We start from the raw sequence: 21,785 nt of genomic DNA, 5'->3' as shown, positions 1-21,785 counted from the left end.
CTCAAGCAGCGGCGCGGGTCAGATTCTGGTTCAGGTGAGCAGCGAGGTCCGCGGCATCATCACCAGCTCCGTCGATGAACGATGATTTGCGCCGTCGCATGAACGGCAGACCCATGACGTACATGCCGGGTGCGGCGACTACGCCTCCGTCGTGTTGGATGCGCCCCTTGCGATCGACGACGGGGACGTCAAGCCAGGAGTAATCCGGTCGGTAGCCGGTCGCCCAAATGACACTGCCAATTCCTGCAGCCATCAAGTTTACGCTGAGCTCCGTGTCGGGCCCAATGTCCGTGGCTGCGGGGCGATACGGCGGCACAGCGAGTTCGTCGATCAAGCCGTTCGATTTCACCCATTCGTCGATGGCGCTGAGCAGTCGATTCATCTTGAGATCGGCCAGTGCGCAAATGTTGGCGAGCGAGCCCGAGAACTGAACGGCACCATCGTGAACTCCGACGATCCGACCCACAAGCCTGACACCTGCCTGACGCAAGCTGTTGAGATCGACCGTCACACGTTCGGGCGTTCCGATGAGCTGGGGCGACGGCAGACGCCGCGCTCTTTCGATGTCCTCCATCGAGTCGTACCGAACATCCATCGCTCCGATCGCATTCATCCACCATTGGATATCCCGTCCGCGATAGGTGCGTGGCATCCGCACGTGTTCTCCAACTGAGAGCACGACGGGACGGCCAGACGCCTGGATTTCACGGGCAAGCTGAATACCGCTCGCCGACGCGCCGACGATCAACACGCCGCCATTCGGCAGTTGATCGGGGTTTTTGTACTGCAGAAGCGAAAGGCTGATCACGGCCGGAGGGAAAGCGGCACTGAGGGATGGGACCGAGGCAACATTGCAGGCCCCGCTCGCGATCACGAGCTTTTGACAGCGCCAGATGCCCAGATTGGTGGAGACCTGGTAGCCGTGCTCCTCCTGTCTGACGCGCAGCACGCGCGTTTCCCTGAGGACCGGAGCAGCTGAAACATCGGCGTACTGTTGAAGGAAGCTGATGACTTCCGACTTGGTCATGAAGCCATCCGGATCATCGCCTGCATAGCCGTAGCCGGGCAAACGGGTCTGCCAGTTCGGTGTCAGAAGGCGGAGCGAGTCCCACCGCTCCGTCCGCCACGAATTCGCTACCTGGCCGCGCTCGAGCAACACGTGGTCGATCGAGCGGGCGGTCAGATGCTTGCTCATGGACAACCCGGATTGGCCGGCGCCAATGATGATGGTGGTCGCGTATCGCACGAGACTCGCTCCTTGATCCTGACGTCTTTAGTTGACCGTGACGAATACGTTGGTCGGGTTGGTGATGATGTCGAACACAGCCGATCGCTTCTGCGACTGTGCGACCAAGGCCTTGATTTCGTCCTCGCTGGCATCGGCGAGAATATCGAAATGAACTCGTATGGCGCCGAAGCCATTGCGCACGTCGTCGTCCATTCCGAGAATGCCCTGAATGTCCATCTCGGCTTCGAGAAGCGCCGTCACTTTATGCAGCTGAATGCCGCGTCGCTGTGCGACGGCCGCAACGCCCGCGGTGAGGCAGCTTGCCAGCCCTGACAAGACGATTTCCACGGGGGTCGGAGCATTATCCTCCGCTGCGAAAACTTGCGGGTGGTCCGCTTCCACGGTGAAGGTTTTGTCGCGCGCCTGCTCGGCCGTGAGTCCGAAGAAGTTGCCGATTGTGGAACGGCTGTGCGTTCCGTTAAGCCAGACGCAGCTCGCCCGCCACTTGAATTGTGCCGCTTCGGGTGCGTTGCCCAGAGCCTCGCGGGCAGACAGCAAGGCTTCCACGTTGACTCCGTTGTTCACCGCGGTTGCCGCCGAATTATCGATGGTTCTCATGTCTGTCTCTCCAGTTTGAGTGATGTGCCGGCCCAACTCTGCGGAACGCGTCCGACATCGTGTCTTTCTTTCGCAGGTAGCCGCATGGAAATCTTTCAGAGGAGCTTGGTGCGGCCTTCAGAAATCATTGTTTTCGCAAGGCAGACGGGCGCGTCAGCAGCTCATCTTCCCTGTGGGTGCGCAGTTAGCCGCAAGGTGAAACATCTTGGCCGAGCAAGTGGGGCTACGATGCCGATTTCATTGAAGCTTGTCGCAATGAACTCACCATTGAGTGCAGGCTGCAATCTAGCTCGATCGCGCGGTCGCGGGAGAAAACGAGGCTGGTTGGTGTTGCTCAAGTCAAGGTGATGGGTGACGAGCCCGATTCGTTGAATTTGTTGAACCGACGATGCTTCGTTACGGCGTGGGCATGAAGCGATCTCGCTGGTTTGCCAGCGAAGCGAGAAGAAAGGGCGCGGATCGGATCATAATCGAGGCCGACCCAGGACCGGGCGCTTCCTACCGACCAATGGGCGGCAAAGACTGCTGCATCGCCCTGTTCGGCTCAATACCCGGAAGAACGCTTTCCAAGCTGGTCAGAGGCTATAATCGACAATTCTTGACCCATTCCGGTGCCCGGGACGTCCGGAGTGAGCATTGAACCTTAATCGTTGGACCATAAGGCAAACCCCGACCTGTGACCCGGACACGTCTCCGCTCTGTGCCGTCGCAGCTCACGCCATTAGCAAGCCTGCTTCTTCCAATGCTCGTGATAGTCGATGGAATCAACGGGGGCTTCGAGCAGAAGAAGTTCCTGACGTGCCGCTCGACTGTCAGGCCGAAGTCGCGGGCCGAAGCTAGGCGCCGGTCACCCGTGGGCTTGAGCACCAATCTTGCTCACGTCGCAGCGGGGGTCAACGAAGGCGGATGTTCACTGTCTGCCGCAGCCGAATAGCTCGCTATATTCATTGCCCGACATTGAGTTTGCGGCTGCCGTCGATCTTTATATCCAACGTTTTGCATTCCTGGTGGATTCGCGGCGACCACTGCAAACAGCTTCATCGCTCCCCGATAGCCCTTGATGTTCTGCTCGCTCAGGCATGCTATCGGAACGCTGCTGTGAACCTGCTCTGCCACGGCCTTATCTAGGAGGATCTGCCCATCACCGGCGAGGTCGCAGAGCCGAGAGGCGAGGTTGACGCCGCTCCCGACAGCCGTGTAGTCCAGCCGGCCTTCGTATCCGATCGTTCCAACGGTAGCTAGCCCCATTCCGATGCCGATGCCGAAGCCCATCACACAGCCCTTCTTGGACCATAGGGTCGCAAGCGATTGAACCTCTCGCTGTAGGTCGATCGCAAGCCGAACCGCGCGATGCGCCGGGTCCGCAACGGCCATCGGGGCATTGAGCAGGATCATGACGCCATTACCCGCGAATTGAATCAGGGTGGCCTCGTGCCTGGCAATCACAGCGCCAACTACTTCATAGTATTCCTGCAGTGCTCCAATGATGATCTCGGGCTCGGCGCTCGCCGAGAACGAGGTAAACCCGCGCAGATCGGCAAAGACGGCGACTACGTCCCGCCGGTGGCCCCGCAGCAATCCGTCGGAATTTTCGACCAGTTCGGCAACCTGTGGGGCCAGAAACCGCTTTAGGCGAGCGATGCGTTCCGACTTCTGCTTCGATAGTGAAAGTTCTCTTGCCATCTCATTGAAGCGCGAGGCTAGTCTTTGCAGTTCGTCGCCGCTGGTGAGCCTAATGCGATGGTCAAACTGCCCCCTTCCGATCCGCTTCGCGCCGCACTCCAGCTCTCGGATTGGCCCGGACATGCGTTGGGCGAGTGCGTAGGCCAAAGCAAGCGCAAAGAGAGTACCGACGGTCATGAGGGCCAGCGCACGCCAAGGCGCTGCGCGAATAGAAGCGAATGCTTCGCGGGCCGGCTGTAGAGCGATGACCGTCCACCCCACCTTGGCCACCGGCGTCGCTGCAGCGACCACCAGCTGTTCACCGATATCAGTCGTAATGAGAGCGGATCCCGGCGGATTGTTGAGTGCAAGCTTCAGCCGACGGAAGTCGCCCGAGCCGGCCTTGCCGCGCAACACCTGCTCATGTCGGGATGGGCAATCAGCCGGCCCGTGCCGTCAACCACGATGGCGTGGCCAGTCTCGCCTATCCGGATTGCGGAGATGACATCCCAGATCAGCTTTAGGTTTACATCGGCGATGGCCACGCCGGCAGCGGCAAGGTTTCCCGCGACCGCGATCCGCATATATGGCTCGGAATCGTGCTCGTACCAGACCGGTCCATACCAGACTTTGTCCGCGCGCGCGCCAATCACTGCCTTGTCCGCAGACATATCTTCGCCGGCCCCCATGCGGTTCAGGCGAATCCTGGACACCGAAACGCGCTCGGTTCCACGTTCATCGACCAGCACGATGGAAAGGGTGGCCGGCACTTGCTGCAGCAGCCGCAACGCGTCGATCTTATGGCGGTTATCGCTGCCGTCGGTCCAAGGAAACTGCACTGCCCAGCCGAGCTGATGCCCGATCTCGTCCGCGAAGGCGTCGATCCGTTCGGCGGCCGATCGCGAATGCAACTGCAGCAGCTCAGTCACATGCCGGCTCTGGTCGCGATAGCCAAACCACGCGTCGCAGATGGCGCCCAGCGTCAACGGCAGCACCACCGCCACGAATAGCGTGACAAAATATTTGAAGCTGAGCGATCGGCGCAGCTTCAGCGCCCGCAGATAGCATTGGCGGCGCAGAGACCTCCCCGCCGTGCCGGTCAGGATCATTCGAGCACCTTGTTGGCACGGAACAGGATGGAGGAAAGGTCAAGGTCTTCGCCGAACAGCCGAGCCGTCTTGAGATTGAGGGCGAGCTCGAATTTGTCCGGCTGCACAACAGGGAGATCCGCTGGATGTGCGCCGCGCAAGATGCAGTCGGCGTATTTGGCAAGCAAGAAATACGTATCGCGCTGGTTAGCGCCGTAGCTCAAGAGGCCGCCAGCGTCGCAATACTCGCTCCAGCCGAACATTGACGGCAGCCTGTTGCTCGCCGCAATGTGCGCAACCTTGGTCCGGTTCACCATCGTGACAGGCTCCGGAAAAGTCAGCATTGCATCTGCGCGCACTGCGGAGAGGGCCGACAGCGCGCGGTCTAACTCGCTCGCGCCCGAGAAGTCGATGTAGATAGGCTCCACTCCCACGGCCTTGGCCGCTTCCTGAGTCGCCCGCCATTCGGATGGCTCGCCCGGATGATCGGTGTTGGAAAGCACCGCGAGCCTACGTAGTCGCGGAAAGGCATCCTTCAACTCGATCCGCTTGCCGGCCAGCTCGAGCGAAAGAAACGTGGTGCCGGTGAAATTGGTCCCTGGTTGCGCGAGGCTATTGACGATGCCCAATGCGACGGGATCGCCGCTCTGAGCGAAAAGCACCGGAATGTCCGTCACCCCAACCATGGCTCGCGTCGCCGGGCCGCTCGACACCACGAGATCGACATCGTCACGCTTCAGCTCCGAGACGACCTCACGTAAGCTCTGGGGGTTACCAGGCGCATAGTGCGACCGCAGAACGATGTTCTTGCCTTCGGCATAACCCAGCGCCCGCAGCCCGGCACGGAACCCATCGAAGAACGGGTCCGCGCCCGACGCCGTCAGCGGCAAATGCAAAGAAATCCCGGCGTTTCATGTGAGGGATTATGGCTGAGGACGGGATCCGCGGCTTTCATGGCTGCTTGAGAGACCATTTAGAAATGCTTGTTTCTTTGGCTGACGAAGCGGCATTCCCAACCTGAGCCCGATTTGAATGTTGACGCCGGCTTTGGGCCTATCCGGCTGTTCGCGAAACGCCTCGGCATGTCCGCAGTGGGAAGTTCTCAGCCCTCAGGTATACCGCCGACTTTGACCCGAATGTATGGTCCGGCCGCGCGTTGCAAGAGGTTTCGTCAACCTGGCAGATGCGGTCTTGCATCAATGTATCCGGCCTCTGATTGGAGCGTGTTGTGGTCCGGGCCATCATGCATATCAGCGCGCGTGCGACCTAATTGGCGGACAGGCCTCGATTGGACCATTTGGACCACAGTGTTCGCATGCGCCAGGAAGACCGAACCTCCATCTCGCCTCATCCTGAATGACCGCGACGTGCTTCCGCTTGACGCCGGGGCTCGGTGCGAACGGGTTCTTCGTCCTTGATCTTTTTTGGGCTGCGTGAGAGCGGAACTAAAGCCGCTCTCACTTGTCGCTATCCGAACTTTAACGGGTCTATCAGCGAAGACTGAACTCAGCGCCCGGTCTTGTCGATATCGACCCTGGTCTTCTTCACCGTGTCGGCAACCCGTTCAGTCCGTTCGGTCGCTTCTTTGCGCACCACAAGTTCTTCACCGGCTCGAACATCCTTCTGGACCACGGGTTGTTCATGCAGCTCTCGCACTTCGTACTCGCGTTCCATGGGTTGCCCTGTCGCAGTTCCCGTGGCTGGGCGGCGCTCCAAGACAGTTCGCTCATCGCGCAGTCGCACGTCCTTTTGTACGGGTTCCTCGACTACGTAGGTTCTTACATGCTTGACGGTCTCGGTGGCCCGTTTGCCGACCTTCAGTTCTTCTTCCGGCAGAGGGATGACCTTCTCACGTTCCGGGCCTTGAGAGGCATACCCTCCTTGACTCCCGGCGCTTCCGAATGCTCCGCTTCCGGCCGCTGTCGAACCGTCCCTGTTTTCTTCGTGAATCTCGACTGGATTATATTCTTGCAGCACACCCTCAATACGGTCGAGATCGGCCATGGTCGGGGCATCCACTAACACCGACAATGCGGCACCGCCTCTTTCCATATGGGTTTCATAAAGACGGCGCTCGTCTTCCGGCACATCGCTACCAAACAGCCAGTCCCAGAAACTTTCTCCTTCCGAACTGGCGCTTAATCTTCCGCTGCTTGACGCCTGTGCTGGTTGATTGCTCAGCCTCACATGATCTGCTGGAACTCCTGAACCGACCACCGCACGATACGCTTGCTCCGCATCGTTGCGGGAGTTGTATACTGCTACTACGCATTGTCCTTGCATGCTTTCCTCCTCTATGGACATGCCTCAACGCGACCTTCATCGCATCGTTCTTAAATTTTTTTTGCAAGCAGTAGTCGAGTAGGACCTCACGTTGCACTCGGATGGCAGCTCGGGGAAGGTTGAGTTGGCGATGAGGTTGTCGGCGGTGAAGGGATGGGCGGAGCCATGCTGAGCACAACGATGGATAAGACCTTCGTCTATGATGAGTTGAGGCAGGTCGAACGCGATGTAGTCCAGGGAGAACGACGGCTTGCCGAGCAAGAGAAGCTCGTCCTTGAGTTGACGCGGGAGGGAAAGGATATGGTCGCCGCTGAAACGGAGCTGGCAATCTTGCGCAGAAACCAGCGCGTTCACGATCAGAACCGACAACGCTTTCTTTGGCGGCTACAGCCCTGAAAGGGTGTCACTCTGCGAATAGAGTAATTGAAATTCCAACAGGCCGTCGCTGCGAATCGAATTGGCTCCTTGTCTCTCGCTAGCGCTGCGGTGGCGGGGTAAATTGACAGACCATCAGGGGCAAGAGCGGGCCCCTTAGCTCAACCGGAATGGCATCGATCCGCACCATTGGAGCGCAGCGTTCGAACGAAAGGCAGTCCGCGCGTAAAAAGGCAGTCCGCGCGTAACCCGACGCGAACAAATGTCCATCAGCGGTGTTGTTTGCGCGAGACCGTCGCCCGTCGTTCTGTGACGGCGCTAATTGCGGATAGCCAAAGGTCAACCGCCCGCTTTGCGAAGCGCTCGCGATAGATAGCCAAAGGCGACGGTCTCGGCATTTGAAGCAAAGCCCAACGGAGGAGGCCCACATGGACTGGAACCGCGTCGAAGGGAATTGGAAGCAAATCAAAGGCAAGGTGAAAGAGCAGTGGGGCAAACTCACGGACGACGACTTGGACACCATCGACGGCAAGCAAGATCAGCTCGAAGGTAAACTCCAGCAGCGATACGGCTACCAAAAAGATCAAGCCAAAAAAGAACTCGACGACTGGTTTGGTCGTCAGAAGTGGTAGGAAACTTAAGCCCGCCAACGTCGGCGGGCTTCTTTCTGTTACAGTTCGCGGTTCAAAGCTCTTTGCTTGAGTGACTGGGGAACTCACCTCGGCGATGGTTCATTGCAAGCGCAATGCCGCAGCGGCTTGTGCTTCGAGCTGCTGAGGGTGAGCCTAAGTCCGGTTGTGGCCCTTGGCCGAACAAGGCTGAGTGTCCGCTATCAGCGGTAGCCTGGACGCCAGACGTGCCGCCGCTTGTGACCCGCACCGGACCTCGGGCAACATTTCAATGCCCGAGGCGGCGGGTCTCCGATACACATTTCGTGATTGAACTGCTTAACTCTCTAATCGACTAATAATTATTTCGAGAAAATCATAGGAGCCGCAATGTCCTCTCCAGAAGAAGATGATCGGCGGGAATTTTTAAGATTCTGCGGCAGATTCGCCTCCGTAACACCTCCGACTATTACAGCGTTGCTTTCGACCTCACTTACTAGCACCGCAATTGCCAGCTCCGACGGCCCGCGTCGTGTATGCCTAATAACTATCGCTGAGAGCAGAAGGCCGCCTGAGAGGGGGCCTTAGGCTGTCACCGGTGTTTGCCGCTGGGTAATGAAGCGAGAAGCTGGGCAATCGCGGCGACTTGCACTTTCGGGTTTTGGCCCCGAGCATCGGCCGCATGTGCTCTATGAGCGCGTTCGATTGCCGATGCCTCTCTCGCATTTCCCCGCTGTTCATTGATCAATCAGGTAGGCGGCTGCTTACTCGACCGCATCTTTCCCTTCGGACGCGTCTGCTGATGATGCTGTGGACGGCTCCTCCACGGGCACGAGAGTGCCAAAGACTGGGCGCCGTTTAAGGTTCCCACGATTCGGAGGAACAACCTATGCAGTCAGTTTCAACGATTGGTCTGATATCGCGAAGTCGGTCTTCCAAGTAAATGGGGTCGATGCAGCCGGCCAGGTGGTCATACGCCGTCAGCTCAAGCGCCGCTTCGTGCTGTCCTTCTTTGAGAAGTTGCCGCCGTGTCTAGTTGGGATCGAGGCTTGCGCTTCATCGCACCATTGGTCCCGCGAGCTGCAGGCGTTGGGGCATACGGTGCGTCTGATGCCTCCGGCCTATGTGAAGCCCTACGTCAAGCGGCAGAAGAACGACAGCACCGACGCGGAGGCTTATTTGCGAGGCGGTCACAAGGCCCAACATGCGGTTCGTGCCGACCAAGACGAACGAGCAACAGAGCTGTCTGATGCTTCATCGCGTACGCCATCTCTTCATTCGCCAGCAGACTGCTGTCATCAACTCGATCCGTGCATATCTGGCCGAGTTCGGGATTGTTGCCTCCGTCGGGCGCAGGGGTGTCGAACAGCTGTTGGAAGTCGTCGCCGATCCAGCTGACCGCCGGGTCCCGGAGGTGGCCCGCGCGTGTCTTGCGGCTCTCGGCGGTCAGTTGCGGGTACTGAAGGCTCAGATCCTGGAATTCGATAAGCGCATCATTGCCTGGCATCGATCAAACGCGACGAGCAGGCGACTGGATGTGATCCCTGGCGTCGGTCCAGCACTGGCAACGGCGCTAGTCGCAAGCGTTGCCGATGCCACAACCTTCCGATCGGGGCGGGACTTCTCGGCCTGGTTCGGGCTCGTGCCGAAGCAGAACCCTAGTGGGGGCAAGGACAAGCTTGGCCGTATCAGCAAGCAAGGCGATCGCTATTTACGCAGCCTGTTCACAGCGGGCGCACTCACCGTGATCCGCTATGCCAAGATCCATGGCACGAGCCATCGGCCTTGGCTCACTGCGTTGTTGGCACGCCGCCCCACCAAGGTCGCAGCCATCGCACTCGCCAATAAGCTCGCCGGGATGGCATGGGCGATGATGGCCAGGAACGAACCCTATAAGGAACCCGCCGGCCTTACGGCGTGAACGAGATCACAGCCGGTCACCGGCTGTAACGTAACGGTTGGAAGGGCGAACAGCACTAATGCAGCGCCGGTCGATCCGGCGATCAGGACAACCCACATGGGCCATGGCATCTTCGAATGCGTGCTTTTGATCGGGACCTGATCCGCGGAGGGCGCTGCTCCGACCAACGCGGCAAGTGAAGATTCTCCTTGCCAACCCGGAGCCGTCCACACATGGCCCTTAGCCGGAGGTCGATTGAGCGCGGGTCATGTCGGCTGTCAGGGGCAAACCGGACGCCGATCCAATTTGACGCCCACCGCTGCTTTTGACCCAGAGCGGTCATCGGCATTCCCTAGACAGACAGTCTCCCTTGGGGGATCATGCAGCGGTTGGCACGAGGGAGCGCCGCCATGGACCTCGGAGGTTGGCTGCGGAGCCTTGGCCTCGAACAATATGAGGCGCCATTCCGCGAGAATAAGATCGACGACACGGTCCTGCCGAGGTTGACGCCCGATGACTTGAAGGATCTTGGTGTCGGATTTGTCGGACATCGTCGTAAGCTGCTCGACGCCATCGCAGCCTTGCGCGATGAAGCGAGCGCACTCGCGCCGCTATGCGACGCTCCTCTGGAAACCGACAAAGCCGCCAAGGACACCGCCGAGCGCCGCCAAGTCACCGTGATGTTCGCAGACCTCGTCGGCTCGACGGCGCTCTCCGCACGCATGGACCTGGAGGACCTACGCGAGGTCATTTCGGCCTATCAGACGTGCGTCGCCGAGACCGTGCGCCGCTTCGGGGGCTTCGTCGCCAGGTATATGGGCGATGGTGTGCTGATTTACTTCGGCTATCCGGCAGCGCATGAAGATGACGCCGAGCGTGCAGTGCGGGCCGGCCTTGCGTTGATTGATGCGGTGGCAGCGCTCGCGGCTCCTGAGCCCCTACAAGTGCGGATAGGGGTTGCCACCGGGATGGTGGTGGTCGGGGATCTTGTGGGGTCCGGCGAAGCGCAGGAACACGATATTGTGGGCGAGACCCCGAACCTGGCGGCACGCCTTCAGGCCATCGCCGAGCCGAACACGGTCGTTATTGCCGAGGCCACCCGCAATCTCATCGGCAGTCTCTTCGAACTGCAAGACCTCGAGCCTAAGGACCTCAAGGGGATCGCCGGGCCGGTGAAGGCTTTCGCCGCGCTGCGGGCAAGTTCTGTCCAGAGCCGCTTCGAGGCGATGCACCCCGGTGTCCTGACTGCACTGGTCGGACGAGAAGAAGAGCTTGAACTGCTGTTGCGGCGCTGGGCGAAAGCGAAGACCGGCGAAGGCCAGGCGGTGCTGCTATCCGGTGAGGCCGGGATCGGCAAATCCAGGCTTGCCGCCGCGCTCATGGAGGAAATCGCGGCCGAGCCACACACGCGGCTGCGTTATTTCTGCTCGCCACAGCACACGGACAGCGCCCTTTATCCAATAATTGGCCAGTTCGGACGTGCCGCCGGATTTGCATACGGCGACACTCCGCAAACAAAGCTCGACAAGCTTGATGCGCTACTGGCGCAGACCTCGACGTCCAGGCAGGACGCGGCGCTCTTCGCCGCGCTGTTGTCACTTCCTGACGACGGACGCTACCCCCCTTTGGAGCTTGCTCCCGAACAGCGCCGGCAGAAGACGCTGGAGGCACTTGACCTACAATTGGAAACTCTGGCGCGCTCCAGCCCCGTGCTGACGATTGTCGAGGATGCACACTGGGGCGACCCCACGAGCCTGGAAGCGTTCGGTCGCACCGTGGACCGGGTTGCGAACCTTCCCGTGATGTTGATCGTGACGTTTCGGCCCGAGTTTGAGGCGCCCTGGGTCGGACAACCGCATGTAACAGCTCTTGCCCTCAACCGGCTGGGGCATCGCAACGTCGGCACCATGATCGACCGCGTCATCGGCAACAAGCTGCTGCCGACGAACGTCAGAAAGGACATCATCGAGCGCACCGACGGCATCCCATTGTTCGTGGAAGAGATGACCAAGGCCGTGCTGGAGGCCGGGGGCGAGTTGGAGGCGATGCAGACTGCGGCTGCGGTTCCCTCCCAGGCGCTGGCGGTCCCCGCGAGCTTGCATGCTTCCCTGATGGCGCGGCTCGACCGGCTCGGCCCGGCCAAGGAGGTGGCACAGACCGGGGCGGCGATAGGCCGTGAGTTTTCTCATGCGCTGTTGGCTGCCGTGGTGCGCAAGCGAGAGGCCGAACTCGGCTCGGAACTCGATCGTCTTATCCGCGCCGGTTTGCTGTTCCGGAAAGGCGTGCCGCCGCACGCGGCGTATTTGTTCAAGCACGCCCTGGTGCAGGACACGGCCTATGGCACCTTGCTGCGCCAGCCTAGATGCGCACTCCACGCGCGTATCGCAGACACCCTCGAAATGCAGTTTCCTGACATCGCCGAAGGCCAGCCGGATCTGCTGGCGCGGCATTGCACCGAGGCCGGGCTGATCGACAAGGCCGCGGGTCTGTGGGGCAAAGCAGGATTGCGGTCACTGAAGCGCTCGGCGTTGGTTGAGGCCATCGAGCAGCTTAGGCGGGCCCTCGGACAGATAGCGACTTTGCCCGGCACGCCGGCGCTCCGAGGCGAAGAAATCAGGTTTCAAGTTGCACTCTTAAACCCACTCCTTCAGGTCAAAGGGGGAGCGGCACCGGAAACCAAGACTGCCGCGGAGCGGGCACTTCTGCTGATCGAACAGGCTGAAGGGCTCGGGGAGCCTCCCAAGGATCCACTGCTTCTGTTTCGGGCGCTCTACGGTTTGTGGTTAACGGACCTGACCGCATTCAACGGCGACCTGGCGCGCGAGGGTGCCGCGCAGATCCTGGCGTTTGCCGAGAAACAGGGAGATAATGGCATGCTCATGCTCGGGCATCGCTGCGTGGCCTATGTCTTGGGGATCACGGGCAACTTCGCGCAAGCCCGCGTGCACTACGATCAGGCGATTGCGCTTTACGATCCTGTCGAACGTCGGCCGCAGTGGTTTGCCTACGAACTCCGGTTTCGGTCGATGTTGCTGTGGTTCCTTGGCTATCCTGAGGCTGGGCTCGCATACACAGAACAAGCGCTCAATGAGGCGCGTGAGGCTGGCCCCGCCACACTGATGGCCACGATGGATTACGCATGCTTTAGCCAACTCTTCAGCGGTAACTACGCGACGGCGAAGGCGCTATCGGATGAGCTAATCGCGTTGGCCGAAGAAAAAGGCGCCATTTTCTGGAAGACCCTGGGATTGTTAAGGCGAGCCAATCTTTTGGCCTTAACTGGCAACGCCTCCTCTGCAGTCAGCACGTTCACCTCACTGATCCCCGTATATCGCTCGGGGGGATCATCAGGTGAGTTGGCGTGGCATTTATTCCATTTGGCAATGGCCTGTGGGGAGCTTGGCCAGTTCGATGACGCCTGGAGTTACATTGGGGAAGCAATCACCTTGGTCGAGACAACAAAGGCAAGATGGTGCGAGGCCGAGGTCCATCGCATTGCTGGCGAAATCGCCCTGATGTCGCCAGAGCGGGATGCAGCAAGAGCTGAAGCGTATTTCGAGCGGGCGCTCGCGGTTGGGCGTGAACAGCAGGCGAAATCCTGGGAGCTGCGCGCTGCGATGAGCATGGCGCGGTCATGGCGCGATCAAGGGAAGCGGGATGAGGCCCGAGAACTTCTCGCTCCGGTCTACGGCTGGTTCACCGAGGGCTTTGACACGTTGGACCTGAAGCAGGCGAAGGCCCTGCTCGACGAACTGGCGGCATGATGGCGCACATTCTTGCCATGGAATGTCGGCTCGTGGCCCATCGCTGCCGTTGACGCAGTGCAGCTCTACGTCGGTTCGTTGGGGCAGACCGGAAGTTCGAAACCGAGCGCCAAACCGACGCTATTGACCCATTGCGGAAGTGGTCGGCTTTAAGGGGAAGCGCCTTAAACTTTCGTATGTTCCGCGACACCATTAGATGACGGGACGACTACCGACGTTCAATTGAGTTGCTGATCGCGATCCGTCCTAGGCTGCATGGGTTGGAAAAGCGCACGGGCTCATGAAGTGCGATTGTGAAATAGGATGATCTACGAACAGCTGCGATAGAGCCAAGAGGAGACTATAATGCCCAACTGTTCCGAAAGTCTTAGATCTGGCAGCCGGTGCCTAGATAAAGCCACGAACTAGAATGACAGCTTTTGCTGTTTCGCGCATCACGCAAAACGATCAAATCGGCTTGCGAACCAGGGTAGGGATAATGAAGTTCGTAACGTGTCTGCTTGCGTCAGCACTCCTGCTTGCGGGTCTCGGGGCAAGTCACGCGGCAGTCCGCATTGCTGATGATCGGGGCGGTCAAATCGGAAGCTACGTCAGAAAATTTCAACGTCTGCGTTCATCCGGACAATCCGTGATCATTGACGGTCTCTGTGCCTCGGCCTGCACCATCGTCCTCGGCGCGGTCCCTCATGACAAAATCTGCGTGACCTCGCGTGCGGCGCTTGGTTTCCATGCCGCGTATGATTTCGGCATCAACGGCCGCACCTTCACTAATGGCGAAGCGACCATGATGCTGTATTCGACGTATCCGACGCGGGTGCAGCGATGGATCGCCGCGCGCGGCGGGTTGACGCCCCAGATGATCTTTCTGCGCGGCAAGCATCTGCAGGCGATGTACCAATCGTGTTAATCGGTGCGTTAGGATTTGTTGGACGCTGAGCCTTCAGCTCCAATCAGGTCCCGCCCGCGCCGACGACGTGATCGAGTAGTCCGGCAGTTTGCTGCGGCGCATGTCCGAATGTGGCCCTGAGCCGAAGGTCGCTTGAAGTCGTTTAATGTCGGCTCTCGGAGGCAAGCCGGACGCCGATCCAGCTCTTGGCGTCTATTCCAAAGGCGGCACAGTTCGCAGCCAAGCGACCAATGCGCTCAGGTCGCTTTCGGACATGCCGCAAAAATAGCGGCAGTGGTCCTTCATCGGTGTATTCAGCTCTCGACCGTTGCGGGAAATACCGGTTGTGAGCGCGCGCTTAATTTCGGTGTCGCTCCAAGCTCCAATTCCTGCTTGCGGATGAGACGTAATGTTCGAGGCTATGGCACCCTGCCAAGCGCTGGGGTAGCCCTTCACCAAGGCGATGCTGAAGCGGCTGCCGCCCTTCCCAAGCGAATTCGTGAAATCTGAGATGCCTTGAGTCCGGGGTGTATGGCATCCCATGCAGTGTCCGATCGCCGCCAGATAGGTGCCGCGCCTGACTGGATCGTTCAGCGAGTTGGCTGTAAAACCAGTCTCGGCGTCGGGGTAAGGAGCGGGATTGCGAAACCCTTGTAGTTGGGGCTGGGAAGCTCGTTATGTACCGGCGGGACCGTCTCAGGTACGCAACGATGGCGTCCGCGTCACTTGACAGCAGTGCTTTGTAAAAATGAGATGGCATAATATCTGAGAGCGGCACGCCTGGGAGCCGTGCGTTTACCGGGACGTGCGCCTTCGGTTATGGCCTTTTTTATTTCTGCGTAGTCCAGCTACCTATGCCGGTTTCAATGTCCGGTGTTATGTTCGATGCGGTGCCCGAGAAGTTTGGCGTTTTGAATGAGAGCCCGCCCGACAGATCACGCGAGTTGATGGGCAATCCATGAGCATTCTTGGGTGTGTGGCAGTTTCCGCAAGCGACAATGGTGTTTACCAAGTAGCTTCCGCGCTCGATGGCGGTCTTCGCCAAAGCCAGTTCACCTTTCAAGTCCAGCCAGCACTATGAATGATTTTTTGAAAAAGAGCGGCATAGCGAAATCCGTTGGGGGCTTGCTTAAACAGCTATTCCTTAGATTGCCGATGAACGTGCAGTGATGCAAGTTGTCAGTTCTCGGCCTTCGGCGAAGTGGCAGCATCGCTCCACGAGGTTCGCTTGTTGAGGCGTTGCGGACAAGATTTGCTCAGGTTGAGTTCTTCGCATTGTGACCCAACCCGGACTTCGTAGAAAGGACGATTGTCGAGCGGCGACTTACGAAATGCGGAACTTAGTCAATAAGCTTGACCAACCCGAACTCGCGAAAATCTGCTACTGTTTCAATAAGGCGTGTGCCCTCCAGGAGGCAACGGTGACAAACTCGGAAGTCTCCAAAGAGCCGCCGGACGAACCGGTATCAGATCGCAACTTAAAGAATCGCCTCCGAGCACGAGTGCAGTTTATTAGCGGGGCGCTCGCCTCGATTGCTGCCGTAGGTGCGGTCGTTGGCGGCCTCGCCGGCTATTGGAATGTTTGGAAGACGCTCCGCACAGATGTTTTTCAGGAAGGGCAGAAGACGCAGAGAGAAGCAGCGGCCCGACCCGACATCGCTCCTCGCTTGTCTCTCGTCGTCCTGCCATTCGCGAATCTCAGCGACGATGCGGAGCAGGACTATTTCGCCGACGGCATCACGACCGATTTGATGACCGATCTTGCCCAAATGCCTAGCGCGTTCGTAATCGGACGCGGAACGGCCTTCACGTACAAGAAGAAGCCAATCGATCTCAAGACCCTCGGCAATGAACTCGGCATCCGCTGGGCAGTACAGGGCGCGGTGCGGCGTAACGGGGATCAGGTCCGGGTCAACATATCCCTTACTGAGCTTCCGACCGCTCGCGATGTCTGGTCGGATCGTTTCGACGGCGATCGCACGAATCTCGCGGCCTTGCAGGACCAGATCACGGTCGCGGCTCGCCCGCTCGCTCAACATTGAGCTCATCCGAGCCGAAAGTCGCCGTTACGAAGCAGACCGATCCAGAAATCCGGACTCCGTGGACTTCAGCATGCGCGGCTGGGCAAAATCCTATGAGAACCGGTCGAAGACGGAAATTGCGCAGGCAAAGGGGCTATTCGACAGTGCGCTGCACCTCGATCCGGACAACGTCGATGCAATGATTGGGAAAGCTTGGTGTTTAGCCGCTGCTGTGATCAGTGGATGGTCCGCGTCGGTGGCCGAAGAAAAAAAGACAGCGACTGACCTGGCCGACCGAGCCCTTTCGAAACGCCCGGCAAGCGCGTTGGCGCACAATGTTAAGGGAGACACTCTTCGAGTTGGACACCCTGAGGAGGCCTTGCCTGAATACGACGCTGCAATTGAAATCGATCCAAATTTCCCGGTCGCCTATGCTGGCAAAGGAAGTGCACTTATCTTATCCGGGCGGGCGCGCGAAGCCTTCTCGCCGCTTCAGTTGGCTCTCCGCATCAGCCCGAAAGATCCTGCTGCCTTCGTTTGGCATTTCAACCTCTGCCATGCCCACATGCACCTGCACGAATTCAAAGAAGCCATCGAAGAATGCAGGCGGACGGTCAATATGAACAACTCGTTCTGGTTGCCCTATGTAGATCTGATCGCGGCTTACGGAACCACGGGGCAGTTGGAGGCGGCGCGACAGGCGTTGGCCGAATTGAATAGGGTCCGACCAGACTTCACGGTGAAGTGGTGGCGTCAACTTGTTTATTCATTCTCAAGTAATCCGCAGTTTCGTCGGGAGTTCGACGAACTTCTCGATGGGTTGAGGAAGGGAGGCGTCCGGGAGCAATAAGATAAATGGTTTTGCTTGTCGACGAGGCGGCGATGTCTTCTTGTGGCCCAAATGCGAAGTGCACGATCTCCGCTAGCTAGGTCGCTGTCGAAGGAGAAGCAGACGTCGCACACATTCCGCGGGCGATCTTACTGCGCTAGAAATCCGAATGCGACAACCAGTGCCACCATGCTCGCGAGAATTAGCAGTGCCGGGAGGGATTTTCGGGTCATTGGCCTCGTCGACTGGCGCGCAGCCGATTGACCGGGTTGAGGTCCAGGCGGTCTCTGGGACCGCACGAGTTTGCTCTCTGTCGTAGGCGTCCGAGCCTTTGGTTCCGGCGCAGCGCCTACGCCTCCCATCTCGCTGTAATAAGCGCTGTAGATCTCGCGAACGGCTAGAGCCGTGGACTCGGCCTCGCTCATTGTCTCGAGCCGAGTTTGATAATTTGTCAGAAACCTTCGGGCGCTGGACGGCAGGTCATCGAAACCACCCAGCTTGGCCATCATGAGCCAGGTGGCAAAATCGGCCTCAGCCTTCGTGCGCGCTCTCTTGGCGATACCGGCGTTGGAGCTAGAGGACATGGTGCTCCGATTGGTTTGAACCCGGCCGCGAAGCTGTTCATCGACACTATCCGCGCGGCGGGAAAGGCAATTGGCAATCCAATCACAGTACCGGGAGAGTTCAAACGTATCCCTCCGGCGGCGGCCGCCTTGTTTAGTTTGGGAGGCGGCCCGAGGATTTGACCTTAAGTCTAGCTTTAAGGTCACGTGGCGAATGCAGGTCAATGTGTTGGGCGCCGAACGTCGGCGGCGATGGAGTTACGACGAGAAGGTCCGCCTTGTCGAAGAGACCTTGCAGGCTGGTGAGACAGTCTGCGGCGTCGCGCGCCGGCACGGGATGGCTCACAGCCTGCTGTTCACGTGGCGTCGACAAGCGCGCCAGGGTCGGCTGGGCGGAGATTCCGTGCCAGCTCTCGTTCCCGTCGAGATCACGCCGGTGGCGTCTCCGATCTCGAGTGACGCGCCACAACCGGCCTCTTCCCCGCCGGCGCAGCGCGCAAGGACTGGAATCATCGAGATCGAGTTTGGCGGCGGCTGTCGCGTGCGCGTCGACCGGGACGTAGACACCGAGACGCTGCAGCGGGTTCTTGAAGTTTTGAGACGACGATGATCCCGATCCCAAGCGGCGTCAGGGTCTGGATCGCCACTGGCCACACCGACATGCGTCGCGGCATGCAAAGCTTGGCTCTCACGGTTCAGGAGAGCTTGAAGCGCGATCCTCATGCCGGCGATCTCTACATCTTCCGGGGCCGCCGCGGTGATCTGGTGAAGATTCTTTGGCATGACGGGTTGGGCATGTCGCTGTATGCCAAGCGCCTGGACCGTGGCAAGTTCATCTGGCCCTCGGCGTCGGACGGTGCGGTGTCGATCTCGGCGGCCCAGATGGCTTACATGCTAGAAGGCATCGACTGGCGGAATCCGCAACTGAGCTGGCGGCCACAAAGCGCGGGCTGAGCGCCGAATCTGTAGCTTCTTGCATTTTGGGAATCCCATCGCGTCCAATCTGTGATTCACTGCGTCGCATGCATGCTGATCGCGACGCTGTTCCGGATGAGGTTGCCGCCCTGAAGAAGGCGCCGGCAGTCGAGCGCGCGAAGGCTTTGGAGATCGCCGCCGAGCTCGCGGTCGCCCGCGCGAAAGCGTCGGAAGACGAGGCGCTGATTGCTCAGCAGAAGCTGCAGATCGCCAAGCTGAAACATCAGATCTACGGACAACGGTCGGAGCGCTCGGCGCGGCTGATCGAGCAGTTGGCGCTGACGTTCGAAGAGCTGGAAGCTGACGCTACCGAGGACGAGCTGGCGGCGGAATGGGCCGTGGCCAGGTCGACCACGGTGCGCGGATTTACGCGCAAGCGCGCCGAGCGCCAGACCTTCCCCGAGCACCTTCCCCGGGAGCGGGTAGTGATCGACGGACCTACGGCTTGTGAATGCTGCGGCAGCAATCGTCTTCGCAAGCTCGGCGAGGACGTGACCCGCACGCTAGAAGTGGTGCCGCGCCAGTGGAAGGTGATCGAGACGGTCCGCGAGAAGTTCTCCTGCCGCGACTGCGAGAAGATCAGCCAGGCGCCAGCGCCGTTCCATGCCGTTGCTCGGGGGTGGGCTGGTCCGAGCCTCTTGGCCATGATTATGTTTGAGAAGTTCGGCCAGCATCAGCCGCTCAACCGCCAGGCGGAGCGCTACGCTCTGGAAGGCGTGCCGATCGCACTGTCGACCATGGCAGATGCCGTTGGGGCGGTCTGTGCCTCGCTGGATCCTCTGCTGCGCTTGGTGGAAGCCCACGTGATGGCGGCCGAGCGCCTTCATGCTGACGATACGACGGTACCGGTCCTGGCCAAGGGCAAGACCGACACCGGACGGTGCTGGATCTACATCCGCGACGATCGGCCATTTGGGGGCACGGACCCGCCGGCGGCGATGTTCTACTACTCGCGCGACCGCAAGGGCGAGCATCCCCAAGCGCATCTGGCCCGGTATGCCGGCATCCTGCAGGCCGACGCCTATGACGGGTACAACCAGCTCTATCTGCCGGGACGCCAGGCCGGGCCAATCCGGGAGGCTGCCTGCTGGTCGCATGGACGGCGCCCGTTCTTCGCGATGGCCGACATCGAAGAGAATGCCCGGCGCAGGGCCACCGGCAAAAAGGAAATCCCGCTCTCGCCGATCGCGATCGAGGTCGTGCGGCGGATCGATGCGCTGTTCGAGATCGAACGGTCCATCAACGGCAAGAGTGCCGAGGAGCGCCTTCGGGTTCGGCAGACGCTGAGCCGGCCTCTGGTCGAGGACCTCCAGGTCTATATGCGGGAGCAGCTTGCCAAGCTGTCTCGGGGGCACGACCTGGCTAAGGCGTTCAACTATATCCTGAAGCGCTGGGCGAGCTTCACCCTATTCCTCGAGGACGGCCGCGTGTGTCTCTCCAACAATGCCGCCGAACGGGGCTTGCGAGGCATCGCTCTTGGGCGGAAGTCCTGGCTGTTCTGCGGATCTGATCGCGGAGGGCGGCGCGCCGCAGCTATGTACAGCCTGATCGTCACAGCCAAAATCAACGGCATCGATCCGCAGGCGTGGCTCACGAATGTCCTCGCCCGCATCGCCGCTCATCCGGCTCATCGGCTGGACGAACTTCTGCCCTGGAATTGGACGTCAGCGTCTGCGCTCTCCGCTCGAGCGGCGGCATGACCACCCAGGTCAACAAGGTCCATCACGTCACCACCATCACCAAGGTCGCCAAAGACCTCGGCGAAGACGAAGATTGGCTGTGGGACATCGCCAACGAGATGGAGATCGAGGATGGCATCATCTGGGTCTATGGCGTCGGAGAAGACGGCGTTCAGGCGTTCACCGACTTCGGCATCGACAACCTGATCGAGCTCATCAAGTTCTATAAAGAGAACCCTGGACTACTCAGGCGGTAGCCCTGCGGCCTACGCCGAATGGATACGTTCAAACCCGAACCTTACCAACTAGTCGGCTCCTGGCCTGGTTGAAGGGACTGAGCAGGCTGACTAGGGACCCAACCAGCTCGCCAAGTCGATTATCGACATTGCGACGTGAGCTATGTCGAGGGCGTCCTTGGCTTATGGCACGATTGGGCATGAACCCAACCCGCAAGAGCCGTTAGACATCAGATGCAGCCGTCCAGCGCTCAATCAGGCGTAAAGCGATGCTGGCGAGCAAAATCCCGAGGAACCCGCCAACCACCTTTTCGGACGCATCCAGCAATCTAGCATCGCAATCTGGCGTCAGCTTTTGCAACAATTCCTGCATCACTGCGATTCCAAGCACGAGGCTGAACACCAGCGTCATTCGGTCCCGGTACGCGGCACCAAATGCGAAACCTAGGAACGCAAAGGCCGCGACGTGTTCGATGTTGGCCGAACTGCTTAGTTGAGGCCTGTCGTGGATTGGAGACAGACTTGCGTAGCTGGATAAACGCAAGAGAAGCCCACGCAACTGAAATCTATACAGCATAGTTACGACTGACCCGAGTTGTTGCCGCAATAATTCAGCGCCAACGGGATCTAGCGGCTCGCATTTGCCAAGGTGGTGGCTGCGGTTCTTCACCCTGATCCAGAACTTCTGCCGCCGCTCGGGCAGGGCAGTACGACCAATGGTGGGCGCTCCTGAACGTAACTTTTCGTGATTGAACTAATAAAAAGGATTTAATTTATTTAATCTGGTTTAAGTTAAACAGTTGCAGTAGCCCGAGGGGATACCCGATGCCCACAACAGAAGAAGACGAAGACCGCCGGGAGTTCTTGAAGACCTGTGGCAGGTTTGCTGCCGTAACCCCGCCAGCGATGACGCTACTGCTGTCGACGTCGTTAACGTCAACAGCCATCGCACGTTCCGGCGCCCAAGACGGAGCAGGATATAGCGGCGGAGGCGGCAGCAGTCATTCAGTTTTCGACAATGATCCACACAGCGCGACCGAGGATCACTCGACCAAGGAGCATTCATCAAC

General features: G+C 59.5%; 19 protein-coding genes and 2 pseudogenes. 11 read left to right on the top strand and 10 right to left on the bottom strand.

Annotation, left to right across the window (positions count from 1 at the left end):
- Position 1: 1 nt before the first annotated feature.
- The 7 genes from GWG67_RS03845 to GWG67_RS03815 form a co-directional block, all read right to left on the bottom strand.
- On the bottom strand, positions 2-1,246 hold the full coding sequence (locus GWG67_RS03845; protein WP_275167838.1) for an NAD(P)-binding domain-containing protein: 1,245 nt from the start codon (positions 1,244-1,246) through the stop codon (positions 2-4).
- A gap of 27 nt (positions 1,247-1,273) precedes the next feature.
- Positions 1,274-1,846, bottom strand: a complete 573-nt coding sequence (locus GWG67_RS03840; RefSeq protein ID WP_275167837.1) for an OsmC family protein — start codon at positions 1,844-1,846, stop codon at positions 1,274-1,276.
- A gap of 876 nt (positions 1,847-2,722) precedes the next feature.
- Positions 2,723-3,922 carry an adenylate/guanylate cyclase domain-containing protein gene (locus GWG67_RS03835; RefSeq protein ID WP_275167836.1) on the bottom strand — a complete coding sequence of 400 codons (1,200 nt, stop codon included), beginning with the start codon at positions 3,920-3,922 and terminating at the stop codon, positions 2,723-2,725.
- The gene (locus GWG67_RS03830) at positions 3,883-4,617 is read right to left on the bottom strand and encodes a cache domain-containing protein (RefSeq protein ID WP_275167835.1); all 735 of its coding nucleotides are present in this window, start codon (positions 4,615-4,617) and stop codon (positions 3,883-3,885) included. Before GWG67_RS03830 ends, GWG67_RS03835 begins: the two co-directional genes overlap by 40 nt.
- Entirely contained in the window at positions 4,614-5,486 is an 873-nt protein-coding gene (locus tag GWG67_RS03825) for an ABC transporter substrate-binding protein (RefSeq protein ID WP_275167834.1), read from the bottom strand. Before GWG67_RS03825 ends, GWG67_RS03830 begins: the two co-directional genes overlap by 4 nt.
- Before the next feature lie 616 nt (positions 5,487-6,102).
- A complete protein-coding gene (locus GWG67_RS03820; protein ID WP_275167833.1) occupies positions 6,103-6,879 on the bottom strand; it encodes a YsnF/AvaK domain-containing protein in 777 nt (258 codons plus the stop codon).
- A 36-nt stretch (positions 6,880-6,915) separates the two neighbouring features.
- On the bottom strand, positions 6,916-7,248 hold the full coding sequence (locus GWG67_RS03815) for a hypothetical protein (protein ID WP_275167832.1): 333 nt from the start codon (positions 7,246-7,248) through the stop codon (positions 6,916-6,918).
- Positions 7,249-7,682: 434 nt separating this feature from the next.
- Between GWG67_RS03815 and GWG67_RS03810 the strand changes: the two genes are divergently transcribed.
- The 4 genes and pseudogenes from GWG67_RS03810 to GWG67_RS03795 all read left to right on the top strand — a co-directional run bounded on the left by GWG67_RS03810 (position 7,683) and on the right by GWG67_RS03795 (position 14,433).
- Positions 7,683-7,886, top strand: a complete 204-nt coding sequence (locus GWG67_RS03810; RefSeq protein ID WP_275167831.1) for a CsbD family protein — start codon at positions 7,683-7,685, stop codon at positions 7,884-7,886.
- Between the two features lie 865 nt (positions 7,887-8,751).
- Positions 8,752-9,783 (top strand): annotated as a pseudogene (locus GWG67_RS03805) (IS110 family transposase).
- Between the two features lie 389 nt (positions 9,784-10,172).
- A complete protein-coding gene (locus GWG67_RS03800; protein WP_275167830.1) occupies positions 10,173-13,526 on the top strand; it encodes an adenylate/guanylate cyclase domain-containing protein in 3,354 nt (1,117 codons plus the stop codon).
- A 478-nt stretch (positions 13,527-14,004) separates the two neighbouring features.
- Positions 14,005-14,433: a hypothetical protein gene (locus tag GWG67_RS03795; RefSeq protein ID WP_275168396.1), complete on the top strand. Its 429-nt coding sequence runs from the start codon at positions 14,005-14,007 to the stop codon at positions 14,431-14,433.
- Positions 14,434-14,625: 192 nt separating this feature from the next.
- On the opposite strand, the gene GWG67_RS39070 is transcribed toward GWG67_RS03795, so the two are convergent.
- Positions 14,626-14,967 (bottom strand): c-type cytochrome, encoded by a 342-nt coding sequence (locus GWG67_RS39070; protein WP_369335501.1) that lies wholly within the window; start codon positions 14,965-14,967, stop codon positions 14,626-14,628.
- Between the two features lie 866 nt (positions 14,968-15,833).
- Between GWG67_RS39070 and GWG67_RS03790 the strand changes: the two genes are divergently transcribed.
- Positions 15,834-16,454: a hypothetical protein gene (locus GWG67_RS03790; RefSeq protein WP_275167829.1), complete on the top strand. Its 621-nt coding sequence runs from the start codon at positions 15,834-15,836 to the stop codon at positions 16,452-16,454.
- A gap of 70 nt (positions 16,455-16,524) precedes the next feature.
- Positions 16,525-17,283, top strand: a complete 759-nt coding sequence (locus tag GWG67_RS03785) for a tetratricopeptide repeat protein (protein WP_275167828.1) — start codon at positions 16,525-16,527, stop codon at positions 17,281-17,283.
- 128 nt (positions 17,284-17,411) lie between these two features.
- Here the strand turns inward: GWG67_RS03785 and GWG67_RS03780 are convergent, their stop codons facing one another.
- Entirely contained in the window at positions 17,412-17,846 is a 435-nt protein-coding gene (locus GWG67_RS03780; RefSeq protein ID WP_275167827.1) for a hypothetical protein, read from the bottom strand.
- A 193-nt stretch (positions 17,847-18,039) separates the two neighbouring features.
- On the opposite strand from GWG67_RS03780, the pseudogene GWG67_RS03775 reads away from it, so the two are divergent.
- From GWG67_RS03775 to GWG67_RS03760, 4 genes and pseudogenes are all read left to right on the top strand, one after another.
- A pseudogene (locus tag GWG67_RS03775) lies at positions 18,040-18,195 on the top strand (transposase); the annotation flags it as partial.
- Positions 18,196-18,431: 236 nt separating this feature from the next.
- Positions 18,432-18,779 carry an IS66 family insertion sequence element accessory protein TnpB gene (tnpB, locus tag GWG67_RS03770; RefSeq protein ID WP_275167826.1) on the top strand — a complete coding sequence of 116 codons (348 nt, stop codon included), beginning with the start codon at positions 18,432-18,434 and terminating at the stop codon, positions 18,777-18,779.
- 68 nt (positions 18,780-18,847) lie between these two features.
- Positions 18,848-20,500: an IS66 family transposase gene (locus tag GWG67_RS03765; protein WP_275167825.1), complete on the top strand. Its 1,653-nt coding sequence runs from the start codon at positions 18,848-18,850 to the stop codon at positions 20,498-20,500.
- Positions 20,497-20,736 carry a hypothetical protein gene (locus GWG67_RS03760; protein ID WP_275167824.1) on the top strand — a complete coding sequence of 80 codons (240 nt, stop codon included), beginning with the start codon at positions 20,497-20,499 and terminating at the stop codon, positions 20,734-20,736. The genes GWG67_RS03765 and GWG67_RS03760 overlap by 4 nt, the downstream gene beginning before the upstream one ends.
- 202 nt (positions 20,737-20,938) lie before the next feature.
- Here GWG67_RS03760 and GWG67_RS03755 read toward each other — a convergent pair whose 3' ends face one another.
- The gene (locus GWG67_RS03755) at positions 20,939-21,127 is read right to left on the bottom strand and encodes a hypothetical protein (protein WP_275167823.1); all 189 of its coding nucleotides are present in this window, start codon (positions 21,125-21,127) and stop codon (positions 20,939-20,941) included.
- Positions 21,128-21,540: 413 nt separating this feature from the next.
- Here GWG67_RS03755 and GWG67_RS03750 point away from each other — a divergent pair.
- Positions 21,541-21,785: hypothetical protein (locus GWG67_RS03750; protein ID WP_275167822.1), on the top strand; the 245-nt coding region annotated here is incomplete at its 3' end.

This window comes from Bradyrhizobium sp. CSS354, from assembly GCF_029051725.1.
GTDB lineage: Bacteria > Pseudomonadota > Alphaproteobacteria > Rhizobiales > Xanthobacteraceae > Bradyrhizobium.
The sequence above is the reverse complement of the archived record's forward strand: the minus strand, read 5'-3'. Positions and strand labels throughout refer to the sequence as shown.